The 19,071-nt window shown below is 68.9% G+C and carries 15 protein-coding genes; 4 read left to right on the top strand and 11 right to left on the bottom strand.

Features of this window, described 5'->3' with window-relative positions; genetic code table 11:
* Positions 1-165: 165 nt before the first annotated feature.
* The 3 genes from FHS74_RS17295 to FHS74_RS17285 are packed head-to-tail and all read left to right on the top strand — an operon-like array spanning position 166 to position 2,527.
* Entirely contained in the window at positions 166-1,224 is a 1,059-nt protein-coding gene (locus tag FHS74_RS17295) for a GHMP family kinase ATP-binding protein (RefSeq protein ID WP_184802793.1), read from the top strand.
* Positions 1,225-1,277: 53 nt separating this feature from the next.
* Positions 1,278-1,817 carry a D-sedoheptulose-7-phosphate isomerase gene (locus FHS74_RS17290; RefSeq protein WP_425491312.1) on the top strand — a complete coding sequence of 180 codons (540 nt, stop codon included), beginning with the start codon at positions 1,278-1,280 and terminating at the stop codon, positions 1,815-1,817.
* Positions 1,814-2,527, top strand: a complete 714-nt coding sequence (locus FHS74_RS17285) for a nucleotidyltransferase family protein (RefSeq protein WP_184802788.1) — start codon at positions 1,814-1,816, stop codon at positions 2,525-2,527. The genes FHS74_RS17290 and FHS74_RS17285 overlap by 4 nt, the downstream gene beginning before the upstream one ends.
* Positions 2,528-2,569: 42 nt before the next feature.
* Here FHS74_RS17285 and mmsB read toward each other — a convergent pair whose 3' ends face one another.
* Genes mmsB through FHS74_RS17270 form a run of 3 tightly spaced genes read right to left on the bottom strand, consistent with a single transcriptional unit; the run spans position 2,570 to position 6,176 of the window.
* Positions 2,570-3,460 carry a 3-hydroxyisobutyrate dehydrogenase gene (gene mmsB, locus FHS74_RS17280; protein ID WP_184802786.1) on the bottom strand — a complete coding sequence of 297 codons (891 nt, stop codon included), beginning with the start codon at positions 3,458-3,460 and terminating at the stop codon, positions 2,570-2,572.
* Between the two features lie 21 nt (positions 3,461-3,481).
* Positions 3,482-4,630: an acyl-CoA dehydrogenase family protein gene (locus tag FHS74_RS17275; protein ID WP_184802783.1), complete on the bottom strand. Its 1,149-nt coding sequence runs from the start codon at positions 4,628-4,630 to the stop codon at positions 3,482-3,484.
* Between the two features lie 40 nt (positions 4,631-4,670).
* Entirely contained in the window at positions 4,671-6,176 is a 1,506-nt protein-coding gene (locus tag FHS74_RS17270) for an aldehyde dehydrogenase family protein (RefSeq protein WP_184802781.1), read from the bottom strand.
* A gap of 756 nt (positions 6,177-6,932) precedes the next feature.
* On the opposite strand from FHS74_RS17270, the gene FHS74_RS17265 reads away from it, so the two are divergent.
* Entirely contained in the window at positions 6,933-7,859 is a 927-nt protein-coding gene (locus FHS74_RS17265) for an alpha/beta hydrolase family protein (protein WP_184802779.1), read from the top strand.
* Positions 7,860-7,874: 15 nt separating this feature from the next.
* Here FHS74_RS17265 and FHS74_RS17260 read toward each other — a convergent pair whose 3' ends face one another.
* The 8 genes from FHS74_RS17260 to FHS74_RS17225 all read right to left on the bottom strand — a co-directional run bounded on the left by FHS74_RS17260 (position 7,875) and on the right by FHS74_RS17225 (position 19,063).
* Positions 7,875-8,783 (bottom strand): DMT family transporter, encoded by a 909-nt coding sequence (locus tag FHS74_RS17260; protein ID WP_184802777.1) that lies wholly within the window; start codon positions 8,781-8,783, stop codon positions 7,875-7,877.
* Positions 8,784-8,788: 5 nt separating this feature from the next.
* Positions 8,789-9,682 carry a homocysteine S-methyltransferase family protein gene (locus tag FHS74_RS17255; RefSeq protein WP_184802775.1) on the bottom strand — a complete coding sequence of 298 codons (894 nt, stop codon included), beginning with the start codon at positions 9,680-9,682 and terminating at the stop codon, positions 8,789-8,791.
* A gap of 11 nt (positions 9,683-9,693) precedes the next feature.
* Positions 9,694-10,734 carry a DUF2891 domain-containing protein gene (locus FHS74_RS17250; RefSeq protein WP_184802773.1) on the bottom strand — a complete coding sequence of 347 codons (1,041 nt, stop codon included), beginning with the start codon at positions 10,732-10,734 and terminating at the stop codon, positions 9,694-9,696.
* Positions 10,731-11,687 carry a DUF979 domain-containing protein gene (locus FHS74_RS17245; RefSeq protein ID WP_184802771.1) on the bottom strand — a complete coding sequence of 319 codons (957 nt, stop codon included), beginning with the start codon at positions 11,685-11,687 and terminating at the stop codon, positions 10,731-10,733. The genes FHS74_RS17250 and FHS74_RS17245 overlap by 4 nt, the downstream gene beginning before the upstream one ends.
* Positions 11,684-12,361 carry a DUF969 domain-containing protein gene (locus FHS74_RS17240; protein WP_184802768.1) on the bottom strand — a complete coding sequence of 226 codons (678 nt, stop codon included), beginning with the start codon at positions 12,359-12,361 and terminating at the stop codon, positions 11,684-11,686. Before FHS74_RS17240 ends, FHS74_RS17245 begins: the two co-directional genes overlap by 4 nt.
* On the bottom strand, positions 12,361-16,002 hold the full coding sequence (locus FHS74_RS17235; RefSeq protein ID WP_184802766.1) for a hydantoinase B/oxoprolinase family protein: 3,642 nt from the start codon (positions 16,000-16,002) through the stop codon (positions 12,361-12,363). The genes FHS74_RS17240 and FHS74_RS17235 overlap by 1 nt, the downstream gene beginning before the upstream one ends.
* 180 nt (positions 16,003-16,182) lie before the next feature.
* Complete coding sequence (locus FHS74_RS17230; protein ID WP_246463196.1) at positions 16,183-16,737, bottom strand: helix-turn-helix domain-containing protein; 555 nt, start codon at positions 16,735-16,737, stop codon at positions 16,183-16,185.
* A gap of 358 nt (positions 16,738-17,095) precedes the next feature.
* Positions 17,096-19,063, bottom strand: coding sequence for a M61 family metallopeptidase (locus FHS74_RS17225; protein ID WP_343066933.1), 1,968 nt, complete (start codon positions 19,061-19,063; stop codon positions 17,096-17,098).
* Positions 19,064-19,071 lie beyond the last annotated feature (8 nt).

The raw sequence follows: 19,071 nt of genomic DNA, 5'->3' as shown, positions 1-19,071 counted from the left end.
AATTGTTTATTCTTCGGGTGCGTTTGCCATCGCGATGGGGTATGAGCGACGGGTCTGGTAAATTCTTTCCAAGGGGCGGCCGACACATAGCGTCGGCATAGTATTGCCTTTCCGTTATAGAGCCATAGAATCGAAATATTCATCTGTCGTGGATAAGGGGGCACCATGTTTACGACTCGCCATCAGCCTAGAATTGGCACCTTGGTGCGCGCGCGCGCACCCCTGCGTTTAGGCCTAGCCGGCGGTGGCACGGACGTATCACCGTATTGTGACCTGCACACCGGCGCGATCTTAAATGTCACCATTTCCAAGTTCTCTTATGCGACGCTGGAAATGACGGGTGACGGCAAGATCGTCTTCGAGGCGCTGGACCGGGATGAGACCACCACCTACGATGCCCTCCCTTACCTGGCACCGGACGGCAAGCTGGACCTGCACAAGGCGGTCTACAACCGCATCGTCGCCGATTACCTGGGGGGTGCTCCCGTCGCGCTGAGGCTGCGTACCAGTTCGGACGCGGTGGCTGGCTCCGGTTTGGGATCATCGTCAACCCTGGTGGTGACGATGGTGCAAGCCTTCGTCGAAGCCTTCGCCCTGCCACTGGGCGAATATGACGTCGCCCACTTGGCCTATATCATCGAGCGCAAGGATCTGGGCCTGAAGGGCGGCAAGCAGGATCAGTATGCCGCCACGTTCGGCGGATTCAATTTCATGGAATTCTACGCCGAGGACCGGGTCATCGTGAACCCGCTGCGGATCAAGGACTGGATCATCAGCGAACTCGAATCGTCGTTGGTGCTATACTTTACCGGTGTCTCCCGCGAATCGGCCAACATCATCGCCGAGCAGGTCAGCAACGTCGAAAGCGGCAAGCAATCGTCCATCGAGGCGATGCACGCACTGCGGCGGGAAGCCGTGGCCATGAAGGAGCACCTGTTGCGCGGCGACATTCCGGCGCTGGGTCGGGCCTTGCAGGCAGGCTGGGAGGCCAAGAAGCGCAGCGCCAAGTCCATCTCCAATTCCAACATCGATGCCGTCGACCAGGCGGCGCGGGAGGCGGGGGCTTTCGCGGGCAAGATGTCGGGCGCGGGCGGCGGGGGCTTCATGTTCTTCCTGGCGCCTCCTGAATGCCGGCAAAAGGTGATCCGGGCATTGGAAAGCTTCGGCGGCACGGCGGCGGCTTGTTATTTCACTTCCGAAGGGGCAAAGGCGTGGAGAGTGTGATGATCGAGGCGATCAAGGGGGAACTGGGGGCCACCATCCAGGTATTGCAGGCCATGCAGGCCGACAATGACCTGTGCCAGCGTGTCACCGACGTCGTGGAGCTGAGCGTCGCCGCCTTGCAGGCCGGCAACAAGATCCTGTTCGCCGGCAACGGCGGCAGCGCCGCCGACGCGCAGCACTGGGCGGGCGAGCTGGTCAGCCGCTTCAACTATGACCGGCCGGGTCTGGCCGCCATCGCGCTGACCACCGACACGTCCATCCTGACGGCGATCGGCAACGACTACGGCTACGATTACAGCTTCGCCCGGCAGATCGAGGCGCTGGGTCGCGAAGGCGATGTGTTTTTCGCCCTCTCCACCTCGGGCCGCTCCAAGAACATCCTCCGTGCGCTCACCGCCTGTAAGGAGCGGGGGGTCAAGACCGTGGGCTTCACCGGCGCCACCGGCGGCGACATGCTGGCGCTGTGCGACCAATGCCTGCGCATCCCCTCCACCCACACGCCGCGCATCCAAGAGGGGCACGAGGCCCTGGGCCATATGATCTGCGGCCTGATCGAGCAGCGCATCTTCCCCAAGACTGGCGCCCCCGCATGACGCGTGAAGCGGTGATCCTGGCGGGTGGCCTCGGCACCCGCCTGCGGGCCGTGGTCAGCGATCTTCCCAAGTCGCTGGCCGAGGTGGCCGGCCGGCCCTTCCTCACCTGGCAGCTGGAACAGCTGGCCGACCAAGGCTTCTCCCGGATCGTGCTGGCCGTGGGCTACATGCACGACAAGGTGACGGCCATGTACGGCGACAGCTTCGCCGGCATGGCCATCCGCTATGCCGTGGAGGAGACCGCCCTGGGCACCGGTGGGGCCATCTGGCAAGCCGCCCGGCTGGTCGAGGGCGACACCTTCTTCGCGCTGAATGGCGACACCTACTTCGACCTGCCGGCCGCCGCCATGGAGGACGCCCTGGCCGACCCGGCCACCGACATGGCCATGGCCGTCTGTCACGTCGCCGACTGTGGCCGCTACGGCTTGGTCGACATCGCGGGCGGCCGGCTGGCCGGTTTCCGGGAAAAGGCGCCCGGGCGCCCGGGTGCCGTCAACGCCGGCGCCTATCTGTTCCGGCGGGCCTTGCTGGACCGCTGGTCCCTGCCGGACCGATTCTCCATCGAGACCGACTTCCTGCAGCCGCGCCTGGCGGAGTTGGCGGTTGCCGCCGTCCCCGTGCGCGGTGATTTCATCGACATCGGCATCCCCGAAGACTATGCCTATTCCCAGACGCGGATCCCTGAATTGAGCGCCCTGCGCCAGCGATGAACGGCACCCGGCGGCACCTGGCGCGGTGCCGCCGGGACCCTGTCATTTGCCGCCACCCAGCATCTTGACGATGGCCGAGAAGTCCAGGTGGCCATTGCCGGCGGCGGAGAACAGCGCATACAGCGCGGCGGCGTTGGCGCCGAGCGGCGTGGCCGCACCGCTGGACGCAGCGGCGGCCTGGGCCAGCTTCAGGTCCTTCAGCATCATGTCGACGGCGAAGCCCGGCGCGTAATCGCGGTTGGCGGGGGAGGTCGGCACGGGGCCGGGGACGGGGCAGTAGGTGGTCAAGGACCAGCACTGGCCCGATGAGGTGGAGCTGACGTCGAACAGCTTCTGCCGGTCCAGCCCCAGCTTGTCGGCCAGGGTGAAGGCCTCCGACACGGCGATCATGGAGATGCCCAGGATCATGTTGTTGCAGATCTTGGCCGCCTGGCCGGTGCCGGGGCCACCGGTGTGCACCACGGTCTTGCCCATCTGCGCCAGGTAAGGGCGCGCCCGCTCCACCGCCTCATCCGTGCCGCCGACCATGAAGGTGAGCGTGCCGGCGGCGGCACCACCGGTGCCGCCGGAGACCGGGGCGTCCACCAGGACGAAGCCACGGCCGGCGGCGGCGGCGGCCACGGCGCGGGCGCTGTCGACATCGATGGTGGAACTGTCGATCAGCAGCGCACCCGGGACGGCATTGTCGAACACGTTGCCCGCATCCTCATAGACGCTCCGCACATGCCGGCCGGCGGGCAGCATGGTCACCACCACCTCCGCCCCCTGGGCGGCGTCGCCGACCGAACCAGCGATGGTGCCGCCGGCCTCGGCCAGGGCCGCCAGCGACTGCGGCGCCAGATCGAAGCCGACGACGGTGTGCCCTGCCTTCAGCAGGTTGCGGGCCATGGGCAGGCCCATGTTGCCCAAACCGATGAACGCGATACGGCTCATATCGTTTCTCTCCCGTAATGATTATTTCCAGACCTTGGCCAGCAGGCGGCGGGCGATGATCAGGCGCATGATCTCATTGGTGCCTTCCAGGATCTGGTGCACCCGGACGTCGCGGACGAAGCGTTCCAGCGGGTATTCGCGGATATAGCCGTAGCCGCCATGCAGTTGCAGCGCCTCGTTACAGACCTGGAATCCGACGTCGGTGGCGAAGCGCTTGGCCATGGCGCACCAGGTGGTGGCCTCCGCGTCGCCCGCATCCAGGGCGGCGGCGGCGCGATGCACCATCAGCCGCGCGGCCTCCAACTCCGTCGCCATGTCGGCCAGGCGGAATTGCAGGGCCTGGAAATCCGCCAGCTTGCGGCCGAAGGCCTCGCGCTCGCCCATATAGCGGGTGGCGAGCTCCAGGCAGGCGCGGGCGCCACCCAGCGAGCAGGAGGCGATGTTGATGCGGCCGCCGTCCAGGCCCTTCATGGCGATGCCGAAGCCCGCCCCCTCCTCCCCCAGCCGGTTGTCCACCGGGACGCGGGCGTCCTCGAAGATCACCTGGGCCGTGGGCTGGCAGTTCCAGCCCATCTTCTTTTCCTTCTTGCCGAAGCTGAGGCCCGGCGTCCCCTTCTCCACCACCAAGGCCGAGATGCCCTTGGGGCCGGGCCCGCCGGTGCGCACCATGACGACGTACAGGTCCGATATGCCGGCACCGGAGATGAAGGCCTTGGACCCGTTCAGCACATAGTGGTCGCCCTCGCGCACCGCCTTGGTGCGCAAGGCCGCAGCGTCGGAGCCGGAGCCCGGCTCCGTCAGGCAATAGCTGGCCACCAGATCCATGGTCATGAGGCCGGGCAGGTAGCGCGCCCTAACCGTATCGTTACCGAAACGATCGATCATCCAGGCCGCCATGTTGTGGATGGACAGGAAGGCGGCGGTGGCGACACAGCCGGCCGACAGTTCCTCGAACAGCAGTGCGGCGTCCAGGCGGGTCAGGCCGGAGCCGCCATGCTCCTCCCCGCAATAGAGGCCGCCCATGCCCAGGGCCGCCGCCGCGCGCAGGGCGTCGAGGGGGAAGATCTCCTTCTCATCCCACTCGGCGGCGTGGGGCGCCAGGTGCTCGGCGGCGAAGCCCCGCGCCATGTCGCGGAACGCCGCCTGCTCCTCCGTCAAGCCGAAGTCCATGGTCATTTCCTCCCGGTTCTTGTTCTTGGATCAGCCTGGGTCACGCCATGTTCAGCATGATGGTCTTCTTGTGGGTGAAGTGCTCCAGCATGGCCTCCAGGGTCGCCTCCTTACCCAGGCCGGAGGACTTGACGCCGCCGTAGGACAGGTTGGGCTGCACCACCAGATTCTGGTTCACCTGCACCAGGCCGGCCTGCAAGCGATGGGTGGCGTCCAGCGCCGTCTTGAGATCCCTGGTCCAGATGGTGGCGGCCAAGCCGAATTCGCTGTCGTTGGCCTGATTGATCACATCCTCATAGTCCGTGAAGCGGATGACGCAGGTGACGGGGCCGAAAATCTCCTCCCGCGCCAGCCGGCTGTCATTGGTCATGCCGGTGAAGATGACCGGGCGGACATAGAGGCCCTGGGCCAGGGCCGGATCGGTGGGCAGGGCCGAGCATTCGTGCGCCGTGGCGCCGGCCGTGCGCTTGCCCTCGGCGATGTAGCCCCGCACCCGGTCGAACTGCTGCGGTGAGACGATGGTGCCGATGTCCGTCTTCTCATCCAGCGGGTCGCCCATGACCATGGCGTCCACCTTGGCCTTCAGCGCGGCGACGAAGGCGTCATGCAGGCTGTCATGCACGAAGATGCGGCTGGCGGCGGTGCAGCTCTGCCCCTGGCGGGTGAAGCGCATGCCGGTGATGGCGCCCGCCACCGCGCGATCGAGGTCGGCATCGCCCATGACGATCATCGGGCTCTTGCCGCCCAGTTCCAAGGTCACGGGGATCAGCTTGTCGGCGGCGGCCCGGCTGACGATGCGGCCGGTCTCGACCGAGCCGGTGAAGGTGACCTTGGCCACCTTGGGATGTGCCACCAACGGCGCGCCGCACTCGGGACCGAAGCCGGATAGGATGTTCAGCACGCCGGCGGGCAGCACCCGGGCCATGATCTGGCAGGCGCGCAGCACGGCGAACGGCGCCTCCTCCGCCGACTTCACCACCACGGTGTTACCCGCCACCAGCGCCGGCGCGATCTTCAGCGCCATCAGCATCATGGGCACGTTCCAGGGGATGATGGCGCCGACCACGCCCAGCGGCTCGCGCACCGTCAGCGTCAGGATCTGGGGATTGAAGGGCACGGTCTCGCCCTTCAACTCGCCGCCCAGGCCGCCGAAGAAGGTGAAGGCGTCGGCCAGCACCCCGGCCTCGACCCGGCTTTCGGTGCGCAGGGCCTTGCCCGTCTCCAGCGCCACCAGGCGGGCCAACTCCTCGGTATGCGCCGTCAGCAGGCGACCGCATTCCGCGACCAGGCGCCCCCGTTCCCGCGCCGGCAGCGCCTTCCACGCCAGGCCGGCCTGCACGGCGGCGGCCACGGCGGCATCCACGTCCGCCGTCTCGCCATAGGCGGCACGCCCCATGACCTCACCCTTGGCCGGATTGACGACATCGAACGTCTTGCCCGAGGCGGCCGCCACCAGCCGACCGCCGATCAGGTGCCGGCCCGACAGCTCGGCCGCGAGGGCGTACGGATCCAGGCAGGGGGTCAGGGTCTGGGTATCGGTGCTCATGGGAACGATCGCTCCTGTTCAATCATGCTTCGCCTCCCCATCCTTCCCCTCCCCCGCCTGGGAAGCCAGCGGGAAAGGCGGCGCCCCCGGGGCACTGGCCCGGGGCGCTGGGGTGGGGGCGGCGAAGGGCGTCAGTATCCGGGGGGGCGGCCAGGTGATAAAGGCGCAAGTGCGCGCCCTGGCTGTGCGCGAATACCCATATCCGGGCGGGCCGGTTGGCGAAAATTGGCACAGGCGCCGCCATCGCCCGGCGGCCGTTGCCTACCCAAGTAGGCGTCCGCCACCTCATCCGGCCGGTGGACCCGGTTTCATGTAACGCCATTTAAATTTGTTACCGCTAACAAAAGTCGCTTGACGACCGAATGGGACATAAATATTATTTATCCCAAGCGAACGGTCCTACGGGATCGATCGACCACGATGGGACGGAACCCCCGAAGATGCCGCGATCCCTCCGGGGTTCGCCGGTCCGGCCAGCGCCGGTCCACCTCCGGTTTTCACCATCGCCCGAGTTTCGCCGGCCCTGCCGGCACATCGCATCTGGCAAGTCCTGCAGAGGCCCGCTCATGGTCCGGCAGGGGTTACCCGATGGCCCTGTGAGAACCCTCCCGTTCCCAGGGTCTTATCTCCCCAAGCCGGGGCGCGCGTCGCCCCGGCTTCTTTTTTGTCCGCGATTCGGAACCGAAGTTCCTGATTCCCCGCCGCCCCGCGATACGCCAGGATATGCGGAGGAAACATCGGGGGACTTCAACAACCATGCGTCGGCATCCCTTCGCCATCGCCGCCCTGGCGGCGGCCATCGCCCTGTGCCCGCCCGCTTGGGCGAAAGCGCCCGCCGGCACGGTGGATCTGACGACGCAGACCATCCCGGCGGCCATCGGCGCCGACCCCGCCCCCGACCCCCAGCATCCCGCCCGCATGGCGGTGCTGCATATTCCCACGGGCGCCCGCAGCGGCCACCCGGTGGAGATCAACGGCGTGGCCTATCTGGCGGCGGGCGCCGGCCCCCACCCCACCCTGCTGCTGCTGCACGGCCTGCCCGGCAACGAGAAGAACCTGGATCTGGCCCAGGCGGTGCGCCGCGCCGGCTGGAACGTGGTGACCATGAACTACCGGGGTTCCTGGGGCAGCCCGGGCAGCTTCCGCTTCGCCAACAATCCGGAGGACGCGATCGCCGCCCTGGCCTATTTGCGCGACCCCGCCCACGCGCAGGACCTGGGCATCGACACCCAGCACCTGGTCATCGCCGGGCACAGCATGGGCGCCTGGGCCGCCACCCAGGCCGCGGCCAAGGACGGCAAGCTGGCCGGCCTGATCCTGGTTTCCATGGGCGACATGGGTGTCGTCGCCCACCTGCCGCATGACAAGCTGGTGGCCCTGACGGATGACAACCGCGAGGCCCTGGCCGGTGTCACCGCCGAAAGCATGGCCAAGGACCTGGAGACCCATGCCGACGCCTTCGCCACCGGGCCGCTGGCCCCCAGCCTGACGGCCACGCCCCTGCTGGCCCTGACCTCCGACGATGGTCTGGCCAGCCACACCGACGCCCTGGTGGCCGGCATCCGCGCCCACGGCGGCGCCAAGATCACAACCGGCCACGCCGCCACCGACCACGGCTGGTCCGATCACCGCATCGCGCTGGAAGCGGCGGTGATCAACTGGCTGCAGGGGCTAAGGCCCTGACCGGCGCCCGCCCGGTCACCCCCGCCGCGTCAGGCTGACGCCGCCCAGCGCCAAGGCGAAGCCCGCCAGTTGCAGCGGCGTCAGCGTCTCCCCGAACATGGCGAAGGCCTCCACCGCCGCCAGGGGCGGGACCAGCAGGATCAGCGCCGTGGCCTTGGTCGCCCCGCCATGGCGCACCATCCATACCAGCAGCGACACACCAATGACCGACGGCCCCAGGGCGGACCAGGCCAGCGCCGTCCACAGCACCGGGTGCGGATCCCAATGCGGCGTGCCGACGGCCAGGAACAGGACGACCACCACGGCGGTGGCGCCCAGGTTCTGCAACACGCCGGCCGGGCGCAGATCGTCGCCCGCCAGGGACGATTTCTGCAGCAGGGTACCGACAGTGACGCCCAGCACGCTGAACAGGGCCAGGACCGCCCCCAGCGGGGGAAGGCCGCCGGCCCCGGGGCCAGCCCCAGGGTCGGTCGCGTGCAGGGCGAGCTTGGGCGCCAGCACGCAGGCCACACCAGCGAAGCCGATGCCCAGGCCCGCCCAGGCACGGGCGCTTTGCCGCTGACCGAACACGCAGGTGGTGATCAGGGCGGTGAACAGAGGCTGCAAGGCGCCCAGCAGCGCCATGATGCCGGCCGCCAGTCCCTGGGCGATGGCCCAGTAGGAAAAGCCCAGATAGACGCCCTGCATCAAGGCGCCGGCGAGCAGGTGCAACCCCACCCGCCGGCCCCGGGGCCAGGCGACCCCCATGGACAGCGCGGCACCGGTGAAGACCGCCGCCGTCAAGGCAAAGCGCGCCACCAGGAACAGCTGCACATCGGCGTAGGGCACCACCGCCCGCGCCACCAGGAAGCCCGTGGACCAGATGAGGATGAAGGCCCATGGCGCCGTGCCGCCCACCAGGCGGCGCCCGGCTGGGCCGGCCATCCCGCTCACCGCAGGGCGCCAGCCAGGGCGCGGATATGATCGGGGCCGATGCCGCAGCACCCGCCGACGATGGTGGCGCCCGCGTCCACCCAGCGTCGCGCCCAATCCAGATAGGTGGCGGGCGTCAGATCGGCCCGCAACTCGTCCAGGCCATCGTTGGCCGCCGCATTCTTGGGCTGCGGCGGGAAGGCGTTGGCGTAGACGCCCAGCGGCAGGGGCGCCACGCCGGCCGCCCCCTGGGCCGCGGCCAGCGCTGGCCCCATGACCTCGGGCTGGCTGCAGTTGAACAGCAGGCCGGCCGCCCCCAGCTCCAGCGCCGCCGTCGTGGCCGCCGCCACGGCCTCCCCCCCGCGCAGTCGCGGGGCGGTCGTGGCGTCGGCGGCCTCATCCTCCAGGGTGAAGGACAGCCACAGCGGCCGGGCGTCGGCGCCCAGGGCCGCGCGCACGGCGCGCACCTCGGCCACGGCGCTTTGCGTCTCCGCCAGCCACAGGTCGACATGGGGACCGAGACCCTGCACCAGCGGCGCCAACAGATCCTGGGCCCGCGCCGCGTCGAACAGGCGCGCCTGATAGGATCCGAACAGCGGTGGCAGGGAACCCGCGACGCGGGCGCCGGCCTTCGCATCGGCCGCCTGCCTCGCCAGCCGGCCGGCGAGGGACGCCAAGTCCCGCGCCTCACGGGCGAAACGCGCCTCCCCAATGTGGAAGGGCACCAGGGCGTAGCTGTTGGTGGTGACGATGTCGGCGCCCGCCTCCAGGAAGGCGGCGTGGGCGCGGCCCACATAATCCGGCGCCTCGATCAGCGCCAGGGCCGACCATTCCGGCTGGCGGAAGGGCGCCCCCATGCGCTGCAATTCGCGGCCCATGCCGCCGTCCAGCAAAATGATCCTGTCCGCCATGGTCCGCCCCCTCACACCCCGTCCACCGCCAGCACCGCGAAGCTGGCCAGCCAATGTTCGCCCATATAGTCCCCGCCCAGGTGCGGCAAGGCGTCGGCCAGATGCGTTTCAGCCGCAGCCAGCGCCTGCGCGGTGGCCGGATCGTCCGGATCCAGCTGGGCGGCGATGGCGCGCCAGCACCAGGCGCGGCTGAGGTTCAGGCCGTCCAGGTGGGCGATGGTGCCGTCGCTGCGATCGCTGACCGTGGCGGGGATGAACAGCGTCTCGGGCATTCCGGCCGCCACGCCGGGCAGCAGGCGGGCGAACCAGGCACGGAACTCGTCCCGGGGCAAAACGGCGGCCATGCAGGCGGCGGAGGTCAGCACCGGGGACAGGAAGTCGGTGCCCGACGGTTCCCACACCTGGGCATCGGCATCGTCACCATGCCAGGCGCGGGCGGTATGGGTGATCAGATCCGCCAGGCCCTCATCCCCCCGGCGTCGGGCATAGGCCATGGCCAGGGTCAGGGCGAAGGCGGTGTTGATATGCAGGCCGGTGCGCACGGGGTAGGTGGCCTTGGGCAAATAGTCCTTAAGCCGCCCCACGATCTCCGCCGTCAGGGGCGCCAGCGCGGCGGCCCAGGCCACACCCACCGCCCCCATGCCGGTGCGGCGCAGTTCAGCGGCCAACAGCAGATACCAGGCCCAGCCATAGGGCCGCTCGAACGTGCCGGTGTTGGGCCGCTGGAAATAGGCCAGCTCGCCAGCGACCTTTTCCGGCGTGTAGCTGTCGGCGAACAAGGCCCGGATGCGGCCCGCCACCGCGCTGTCCGGGTAAAGCCGCAGGATGCGGGCCAGCAGCCAATGGCCGTGCACGCAGGAATGCCAGTCCAGGCTGCCGAAGAAGATGGGGTGCATGTCCCGTGGCGTCCGCGCGTCCGCCGGCCCATTCAGGGTGTGGGTGATGACGTTGGGATATTCGCGGGTGACGTGGCCCAGGGCGATCTCGGCGAAGCGGACGGCATGGGACTCGTCAAGGCCGGGGAAGATTCCGGCGTGAAGGGACTCGGTCATTTGGGAAACCCCAGGACTTGGATCAGCAGGGTGTTGGCCGCCAGGACCAGCAGGGCGGTCGGCACCTGCACCCGGATGACGGCGTTGCGGTCGGGCAGTTCCAGCAGGGCCGCCGGCACAATGTTGAAGTTGGCGGCCATGGGTGTCATCAGCGTGCCGCAGAAGCCCGACAGCATGCCGATGGCGGAGATGACGGCCGGGTCGCCGCCGAAGCGCCCCACCAGCAGCGGCAGGGCGATGCCCGAGGTCATGACCGGGAAGGCCGCAAACGCGTTGCCCATCAGGGCGGTCAGCAGGGCCATGCCCCCGGTATAGGCGCAGACCAGGGGGAAGCGGTGGTCCAGGGTCAGGTATTGGCCCACCAGCACGGCCACGGCGTCACCCACCTTGGCCAGGGCGAAGAGCCCACCCAACGCCGCCAGCACCTGGGGCAGAATGACGGCCCACCCCACCAGCTCCAACAGGCGCCGGGCGTCGCGCAGGGGCGCGGCCGCACGCTGGCGGGTGAGGATGATGGCCACCACCAGCACGGCGACGATGCCGAGGGACAGCCAGATCAGCGTGCCCTGCCGGGGATCCACCAGCGGCCGGCCACCCCAGGTGAGATCCGGTCCCCAGAGGGTACCGGCAAGCGCCACCACCGGCGGCAGGAACAGCAGCGGGAACAGCCAGTAGCCCCAGCGCCGGGCCTGGGCTTCACGCTCCGCCCGCGGCGCCTCCGCCTCCGTCCCCCGGCCCATCAGCCCGAAGCCGCCCAGGGCCGCCAGCGCCAGCACCAGAACGCCGTTGCCCAGGTCCCCCAGATGGTCGCCGGCCAGGAAGCTGAGCGCCAGCAGGGCCCAGAACAGGCCAGCACCCAGGCGCCGGGGGTTGCCAGCATCCCGCGCCGCGCGCCAGGCGGCGGCGGCGAACATCAGGCCGGCCAGGTCGTAGGCCAGGGTGATGCCGATCATGACCGTCCCCCCTTGGCGGCCATCAGGCGGCGGTCCAGCAACAGCAGGCGGGCGCCATGGACGACGACGGCGACCAGGGCGGTGGGGATGGCCCAGACCGACACGTCCAGCGGGCTGACCTCGATGCCGTTGGCCGCCAGATAGCCCTTGATCAGGATGACGGAGCCGATGGCGACGAAGATATCCTCGCTGAAGAACAGGGCGATGTTCTCAGCCGCCGCCGCGTGGGCGCGGACCAAGGTCCGTTCCTCAGGCGCCAGGGGACGGCCCAGCGTCTCCGCCGCCACGGCCTCGCCCATCGGGGCCAGGACGGGGCGCACCATCTGGGCATGGCCGCTGAGATCCTTGGCGCCCAGGGCGGCCAATACCTGGCGCAGGACGAAGAACACCAGGTAGGTGCGGCCCACCGTGGCGGCTTTCAGCCCGCCGATCAGGCGCTGGGCCTGCACCTGGATGCCCAGCCGTTCCAGCAAGCCGATCAGGGGCAGGAAAAGATAGACCAGGCAGATATAGCGGTTGCCGTTGAACAGCCGGCCGAAGGCCGACACGATTTCAAGGACGCCCATGCCGGCCGCCAGACCAGTGCCGAAGGCCGCCGCCACCGCGACCAAGAGCGGGTTCAGGCGGGCGGCGAAACCGGCGGCGACAATGGCGATGCCGACCAGGCTGAGCATCAGGCGCCGCCCTCGCCCACCGGGCCGAAGCCCCCGCCACCCGGTGTCTTCACCAGGATGGCGTCGCCCGGGTTCATCTCCACCGTATCGGTGGCGGCCAGCACCTGGACGCCGCCGTCGGCGCGGTGCACCTCCGTCACGCCCTGCGCCCCGGGGTCACCACCGGCGAGGCCGAATGGCGGCACGCGGCGGCGGTTGGAGAGGATGGCGGCGGTCATGGGGGCGCGGAAGCGGATCAGGCGCTCCACCCCGTCCCCGCCCCGGTGGCGCCCCGCCCCGCCGGAGCCCCGGCGGATGGCGAAGCGTTCCACCAGCACGGGATAGCGCACCTCCATCACCTCGGGATCAGTGAGGCGGCTGTTGGTCATGTGGGTCTGCACCGCACTGGTGCCGTCGAAATCGGGTCCGGCACCGGACCCGCCGCAAATGGTCTCGTAATACTGGCGGGCATCATCGCCGAAGGTGAAGTTGTTCATGGTGCCCTGGGCGCCGGCCATGACGCCCAGGGCGCCGTACAGGGCATCCACCACCACCTGGCTGGTTTCCACATTGCCGGCCACCACCGCCGCCGGATAGGCCGGATTCAGCAGGCAACCGGCCGGCACCTTCAGCACGATGGGCTTGAGGCAGCCCTCGTTCATCGGGATCTCATCATCCACCAGGGTGCGGAAGACATAGAGCACGGCGGCGCGGCAGACGGACAGCGGCGCGTTGAAGTTGGTTTCCAATTGCGCGCTGGTACCGGTGAAGTCCACCACCGCCTGACGGGCGGCGCGATCGACGGTGACGGCCACCTGGATGACGGCGCCGTTGTCCATCTCATAGGTGAAGGCGCCGTCGCGCAAAACGTCGATGACCCGCCGCACCGCCTCCTCGGCGTTGTCCTGCATGTGGGCCATGTAGGCCTCGACCACGGCGCGGCCGAACTGTCGCACCATGGCCGCCATCTCGTCCGCCCCCTTGGCGCAGGCGGCCACCTGGGCGCGCAGGTCGCCGATGTTCTGGTCGGGATTGCGGGCGGGGTAACGGCCGCCGGCCAGCAGGGCCCGGGTCTCCGCCTCCCGGAACCGCCCGCCTTCCACCAGCAGGAAATTGTCGATCAGGACGCCCTCGTCTTCAACGGTGCGGCTGTTGGGCGGCATGGAACCGGGGGTGATGCCACCGATGTCACCTTGGTGGCCGCGCGCGGCGACGAAGACCAGCAGGCTGCCATCGGTGTCGAACACCGGCATGACCACGGTGACGTCGGGCAGGTGGGTGCCGCCATTGTAGGGCGCGTTCAGCATGTAGACGTCGCCGGGCCGCATGCCCCGGCCGTCGCGCGCCCGCGCCTCCACGATCGCGCGCACGCTGTCACCCATGGAGCCCAGGTGGACGGGCATGTGCGGGGCGTTGGCGATCAGGCCGCCGTTCCGGTCGAACAGGGCGCAGGAGAAATCCAGCCGCTCCTTGATGTTGACCGAGTAGGCGGTGTTCTGCAGGGCGTAGCCCATCTGCTCCGCCACCGCCATGAACAGGTTGTTGAAGACCTCCAGCATCACCGGATCCACCGTGGTGCCGATGGCGGTACGGGGCGCCAGCGCCACCACCCGTTCCAGGACCAAGTTGGCGTGGCCGTCCACCCGGGCGCGCCAGCCGGGCTCGATCACCGTGGTGGCCGTGGCCTCGCGGATCAGGGCCGGGCCATCGACCTCGTGCCCCGGCGCCAGGTGGGCGCGATCATAGACCGGGGTGTCGGCCACGGCGCCCGCCATATAGGTGGGCACGGTCGCCAGGGGCGGGAGGGCGCCGGCGGCGCCGGCGATGCCCGCCGAGAGGGCCGCCCCCCGGGCCGGGCGCCCGATGGCCTCGGCGGCCAGGGCCTCGACCACCACGGTCTTGCCCGGCGCGGTGAAGCCGAAGCGGCGCTGGTGCGCCTCGGCGAAGGCCTCGGCCAGCGCCAAGGCATCACCGAAGGGCACGGTCAGGCTGGTGTCGGTGCCAGCGTATTTCAAACGGGCGGTCAGTTCCACCGCCACGCCCGCCACCGGCACCTCCTGCGCGGCCAGGGCGGCGCGCGCCTCTTGCGCCAGCGTCTCGGCCGGACCCGCCAAGTCCAGGCTGGCCGACAGTGGCTGTTCCACCGTGCGGTCGCGGATGACGCGCAGGTCGGCCAGGCCCATGCCATAGGCCGACAGGACGCCGGCGAGGGGGTGGATCATCACCCGCCTCATGCCCAGCGCATCGGCCACCAGGCAGGCGTGCTGCCCCCCGGCACCACCGAAGCAGGCCAACGTGTATTGCGCCACGTCATAGCCGCGCTGGACGGAGATTTCCTTGATGGCCTTGGCCATCTTCTCCACCGCGATGGTGATGAAGCCTTCCGCCAGCTGGTGCGGCGTGCGCACCTCACCCGTCGCCGCCCTGACCTGGTCGGCCAGCGCGGCAAAGCGGGCCTCGACAGCGCCCAGGTCCAGCGGCTGGTCGGCGCCGGCGCCGAAGACATGGGGGAAGAAGGCCGGCTGGATCTTGCCCAGCATCAGGTTGCAGTCGGTGACGGCTAGCGGCCCGCCCCGGCGATAGCAGGCAGGCCCGGGCACGGCGCCGGCCGAGTCCGGACCGACGCGGAAGCGGGCGCCATCGAAGGAGCAGACGCTGCCGCCACCGGCAGCCACGGTGTGGATGTTCATCATGGGCGCGCACAGGCGCACGCCGGCCACCATGGTCTCGTACGTGCGCTCGTACGTGCCGGCGTAGTGCGAGACGTCGGTGGAGGTGCCGCCCATATCGAAGCCGATGACCCGGTCGAACCCGGCCTCCACCGCCGTGCTGACCATGCCGACGATGCCGCCGGCGGGGCCGGACAGCACGGCGTCCTTGCCCTGGAACACCCGGGCATCGACCAACCCGCCGTTGGACTGCATGAACAGCAGCCGGGCGTCCCCCTTGTTCTCATGCAACGCGCCGGACACCTGGCCGACATAGCGGCGCAGCACCGGCGACAGATAGGCGTCCACCACCGTGGTATCGCCCCGGCGCACCAGCTTGATCAGGCGGCCGGTCTCATGGCTGACCGACACCTGGGTGTAGCCGATGGCCCGGGCGATGGCCGCCACCCGCAGCTCATGCGCGTCGAAGCGGTAGCCGTGCATCAGCACGATGGCGACGGCGCGGAACCCGGCGTCATAGGCCGCCCGCAGGTCGCGGCGGGTGGCGTCCTCGTCCAGCGGGGTCAGGATGGCGCCTTCGGCGTCCACCCGCTCCACCACCTCCACCACGCGGCTGTAGAGGGCATCGGCCAGGCGGATGTGGCGGTCGAACAGGCGGGGGCGCGCCTGATAGCCAATACGCAACGCATCGGCATGGCCCCGGGTGATGGCCAGCACCAGCGGTTCGCCCTTACGCTCCAGCAGGGCGTTGGTGGCGACGGTGGTGCCGATCTTCACGGCATCGATGTCGGCGGGGAAATCGACGTTGTCGGCCAGCAGCCGGCCGATGCCGGCCACGGCGGCGTCGGCATAGTGTTCCGGGTTTTCGGACAGCAGCTTGGCGGTCAGCAACCGGCCATCCGGCCGGCGGGCCACCACGTCGGTGAAGGTGCCGCCGCGATCCACCCAGAATTCCCAGCCGGATCCATCGTCCTCCGGACGCGCTGCCACCATGTCCCGTCTTTCTTTGAAGCGCCGCGGGCGACATTGCCGCCCGCGGCCCACTGATGCTGACGGGCCTTACCCTACCCTGCCGGCATGCGCGGGACCAAGGCGGGATCGTTGGTGAAAATGACCGAAAGAACCCGCCGCCAGTTTCGAATATTCTGCGGTTCGCGTTGGAAGCGGAATTTCCTACTTCGCGCGCACAGCTTTCTTGAAAACGCTGGGCGTGCCCACGTACAGCAGCACGGCCTCTTCCTCGGTGCGATTTTCCACCGTGTGCTTCATGCGGGCGTCAAAATGCATGCTGTCGCCGGCCTTCAGCGTGGTGCGGGTGTTGCCGGCGGTGGCGTACAGTTCCCCGGACAGCACGTAGCGGAAATGCTCCCCGTTGCGGGTGTCCACGGGGAAGACGTGCCCCGGCGGAATCCGCATCAGGATGATGTCCAGCTTGCGGTCATCCAGGTCCGACGCCAGGTCGATGTACTGGACGGGGCTGTCGACCTCGATGACGTTGGGCTTGGCCGCGCGATGGACGATGGTGCCGGTGTTGGGCACCTGCATGAAGAAGGAGATGTCAACCTCCAGCGCCTCGGCCAGCGCCAGCAAGGACACCAGCGACGGAACGCTGAGGTTGCGTTCGGCCTGGCTGATGAACGGGGCCGACAGGCCGGAACGATCGGCCAGTTGCTGCAGCGTCAGGCCCATGTCCTTGCGACGCTTGCGGATTTGCTCCCCGATGGGCATTGACGGCTTCTTCGCCCGGGCACTCAAAATCTGCATCGGAAAACCTCGACCTTCCTCGATGGGCGGAGCCGGGTTTCCCGGCCGCCCCCAACCCCTCCTGATACGCTTAGGCCCCATCCCGAAACCGTTAAGCCCGGTTCCGGCCCTGTTTGTTCACGCCAACCGTCAGGAAGCGTTCCGCGTCAAAAAATTTGAACCAAAAAATTTGGCCCAGAAAAATTTAGCGTTGCCACCATAGGGTAATTTTGTTCCATGTCCACTACCGGAACCCGGGACCTGCATTGCGCATAAGTCCTTCATTCCGGACATTTTATTACTCACACCCCCGGCCCACGCGGGGCCGGGGGTGTCAGCCCCATCAGCTGCGCGGGGACAAAAGGTCATCCAGACGTGCCGGCGTGCCCTCAACCCGTTCCAGGTGCGGGTAGCGCAGACCATCGTGATAGTCGATGCCCAGGGTGCGATAGCGGTCGCCGTTCTTCACGATCAGCTCCACCGCCGGCCCGTCACCCTTGGCACCCGTCACCGCCGCCTTCATGCGGTCGGCGTCATAAGCCACACCGTTGACCGCCACCACCGTGGTGCCCACCGTCAACCCCGCCTTGAAGGCCGGGCCGTTCCACTGCACCGACGTCAGCGCGCCGGCCTTGTCGAGGGCGAACCCCAGCGAGTAGGTCAGGTTCAGCGAGCCGGGCGCCTCGTTGGCGCGGCTGGCCTCGGACAGCGGCTGGTCGGTGTAGACCAGCTTGTAGCCGCCACGGGCCAGGCCATCCAGGGGGGCGGACTGGTGGGTGTCCAGCCGCTGACGCAGGAAGGTCGCCCAGTCATAGGGCTCCACCTGGTTCAGGGTCTTGACCACGTCATCGAAGGTGTAGGTGGCCGGCACATAGCTGCCGTCCTGCATGCCGAAGAAGGCCTTGGCGAAATCGTCCAGGCTGCGCTTGCCGCCCGACCGCTCACGGATCAGGCTGTCGGCGTCCAGCCACACCAGCTGGCCCTCGGTGTAATAGTCCTCGGCCCGCTGCCAGCTGATCCATGGCGCCGGGCGGCGCATGGCGACGACGGGGCCGTTGGTGGTGTCGTCCAGGTCGCGCCAGGCGCGGCCCACCCGGGTGTCCAGCGTGGCGGCCACGCTGGCCAGGCCATCCAGGGCCTGCTGCCGGGTGGTCAGGCCCGAGCGTGCCGCCAGCACCCAGCCCCAGAACTGGGTCTGCCCCTCATAGACCCACAAGCCGCTGTCGCGCATGGGCACGTTGAAGTTCGGCGTCCACAGGTCGGCCGGGCGGCGGTACTTGCCGTTCCAGGAATGGGTGTATTCGTGCGATAGCAGCTCATGCCCCGCCGACTTGTTCCAGTCGGTGAAGTATGTCGGCGTGGTGCCGTTCTCGCTGGAGCGATGGTGTTCGAGGCCGATATGGCCCAGCTTGTCGCTGAGCGCCAACAGCATCTCGTAATGGTCGTAGTGGCGGGCGCCGAACAGCTTGTCCGCCTGGACCACCAGGTTGCGGTGCAGGGCGATCTGGTCGGGCGTCGCCTCCAGCAGGTCCGGCCGGTCGGCGACGATGTTCAGATGCATGGGCGAGCGTCCGCCCGGATCCAGGTCCAGCCGGCGGAAGTAGCGGCCGGCGAACATGGGGCTGTCCACCAGGGTTTCGAACGGCACCGGCTTGAAGGTGGTGACGCCGTCCTTGCCCGCCTCTTTCGCCACGTCCAGCGCCGTGCCGAAGCCCCAGCCATCGGGCAGCTTCACGCTGGCCTCCACCGGGATGCGGCGGGTGAAATATCCCGCCGGGTACAGGGCGACGGCGTTCCACTGCACGTTCGTCATGTCCGGGGTCATGACGACGCGGCCCTGGTTGTCCGCCGTGGGGGAGACGAACTGGAATTCCAGCTCCAGCGCGGTGGCACCCTTGGGCACGTCCACATGGAAGCCGTAGACCTCCACCGGGTCGCGCTGCCATTCCACCCGCTGGCCGTCGGCGGCCCCGCCCTTGGCATGGATGATCAGGCCCGCCAGCTTGTCGATCGCGCCGGTGGGGGAATGGTTGCCCGGCAGCCACTTCGGATACAGCAGGGTCAACGGCCCGGCACCCTTCACCGGCACCGTCTCCTTCACCCAGAAGATGCGGCGTTCGGTGTCGGTGGCGTCAACCTGCAGCCGGATGGTGCCGGGATAGGCCGTGTCCTGCGGTTCCGGGATGGGGGCGGCCGGCGGATAGGGCTGCGGCAGGGCCTCGTCAGCCCGGGCCGGCGGCGACGCCAACGGGCCCATCAGGGCGGTACCGGCCGCCAGCGCGGCGGCCAGGGACAGGACGGCAGACTTCACGGATCAAA

The sequence above is a fragment of the Nitrospirillum iridis genome (assembly GCF_014205765.1).
GTDB classification, from domain to species: Bacteria; Pseudomonadota; Alphaproteobacteria; order Azospirillales; family Azospirillaceae; genus Nitrospirillum; species Nitrospirillum iridis.
This window is presented reverse-complemented; position numbering and strand designations above follow the sequence as displayed.

Excerpts from the sequence above, each read along its gene's own strand:
- FHS74_RS17270 (WP_184802781.1), bottom strand. The coding sequence starts at position 6,176 with ATGAGCACCGATACCCAGACCCTGACCCCCTGCCTGGATCCGTACGCC.
- FHS74_RS17285 (WP_184802788.1), top strand. The coding sequence starts at position 1,814 with ATGACGCGTGAAGCGGTGATCCTGGCGGGTGGCCTCGGCACCCGCCTG.
- FHS74_RS17255 (WP_184802775.1), bottom strand. The coding sequence starts at position 9,682 with ATGGCGGACAGGATCATTTTGCTGGACGGCGGCATGGGCCGCGAATTG.
- FHS74_RS17250 (WP_184802773.1), bottom strand. The coding sequence starts at position 10,734 with ATGACCGAGTCCCTTCACGCCGGAATCTTCCCCGGCCTTGACGAGTCC.
- FHS74_RS17275 (WP_184802783.1), bottom strand. The coding sequence starts at position 4,630 with ATGGACTTCGGCTTGACGGAGGAGCAGGCGGCGTTCCGCGACATGGCG.
- FHS74_RS17260 (WP_184802777.1), bottom strand. The coding sequence starts at position 8,783 with ATGGCCGGCCCAGCCGGGCGCCGCCTGGTGGGCGGCACGGCGCCATGG.
- mmsB (WP_184802786.1), bottom strand. The coding sequence starts at position 3,460 with ATGAGCCGTATCGCGTTCATCGGTTTGGGCAACATGGGCCTGCCCATG.
- FHS74_RS17295 (WP_184802793.1), top strand. The coding sequence starts at position 166 with ATGTTTACGACTCGCCATCAGCCTAGAATTGGCACCTTGGTGCGCGCG.
- FHS74_RS17265 (WP_184802779.1), top strand. The coding sequence starts at position 6,933 with ATGCGTCGGCATCCCTTCGCCATCGCCGCCCTGGCGGCGGCCATCGCC.
- FHS74_RS17245 (WP_184802771.1), bottom strand. The coding sequence starts at position 11,687 with ATGATCGGCATCACCCTGGCCTACGACCTGGCCGGCCTGATGTTCGCC.
- FHS74_RS17240 (WP_184802768.1), bottom strand. The coding sequence starts at position 12,361 with ATGCTCAGCCTGGTCGGCATCGCCATTGTCGCCGCCGGTTTCGCCGCC.
- FHS74_RS17230 (WP_246463196.1), bottom strand. The coding sequence starts at position 16,737 with ATGCCCATCGGGGAGCAAATCCGCAAGCGTCGCAAGGACATGGGCCTG.
- FHS74_RS17235 (WP_184802766.1), bottom strand. The coding sequence starts at position 16,002 with ATGGTGGCAGCGCGTCCGGAGGACGATGGATCCGGCTGGGAATTCTGG.
- FHS74_RS17290 (WP_425491312.1), top strand. The coding sequence starts at position 1,278 with ATGCAGGCCGACAATGACCTGTGCCAGCGTGTCACCGACGTCGTGGAG.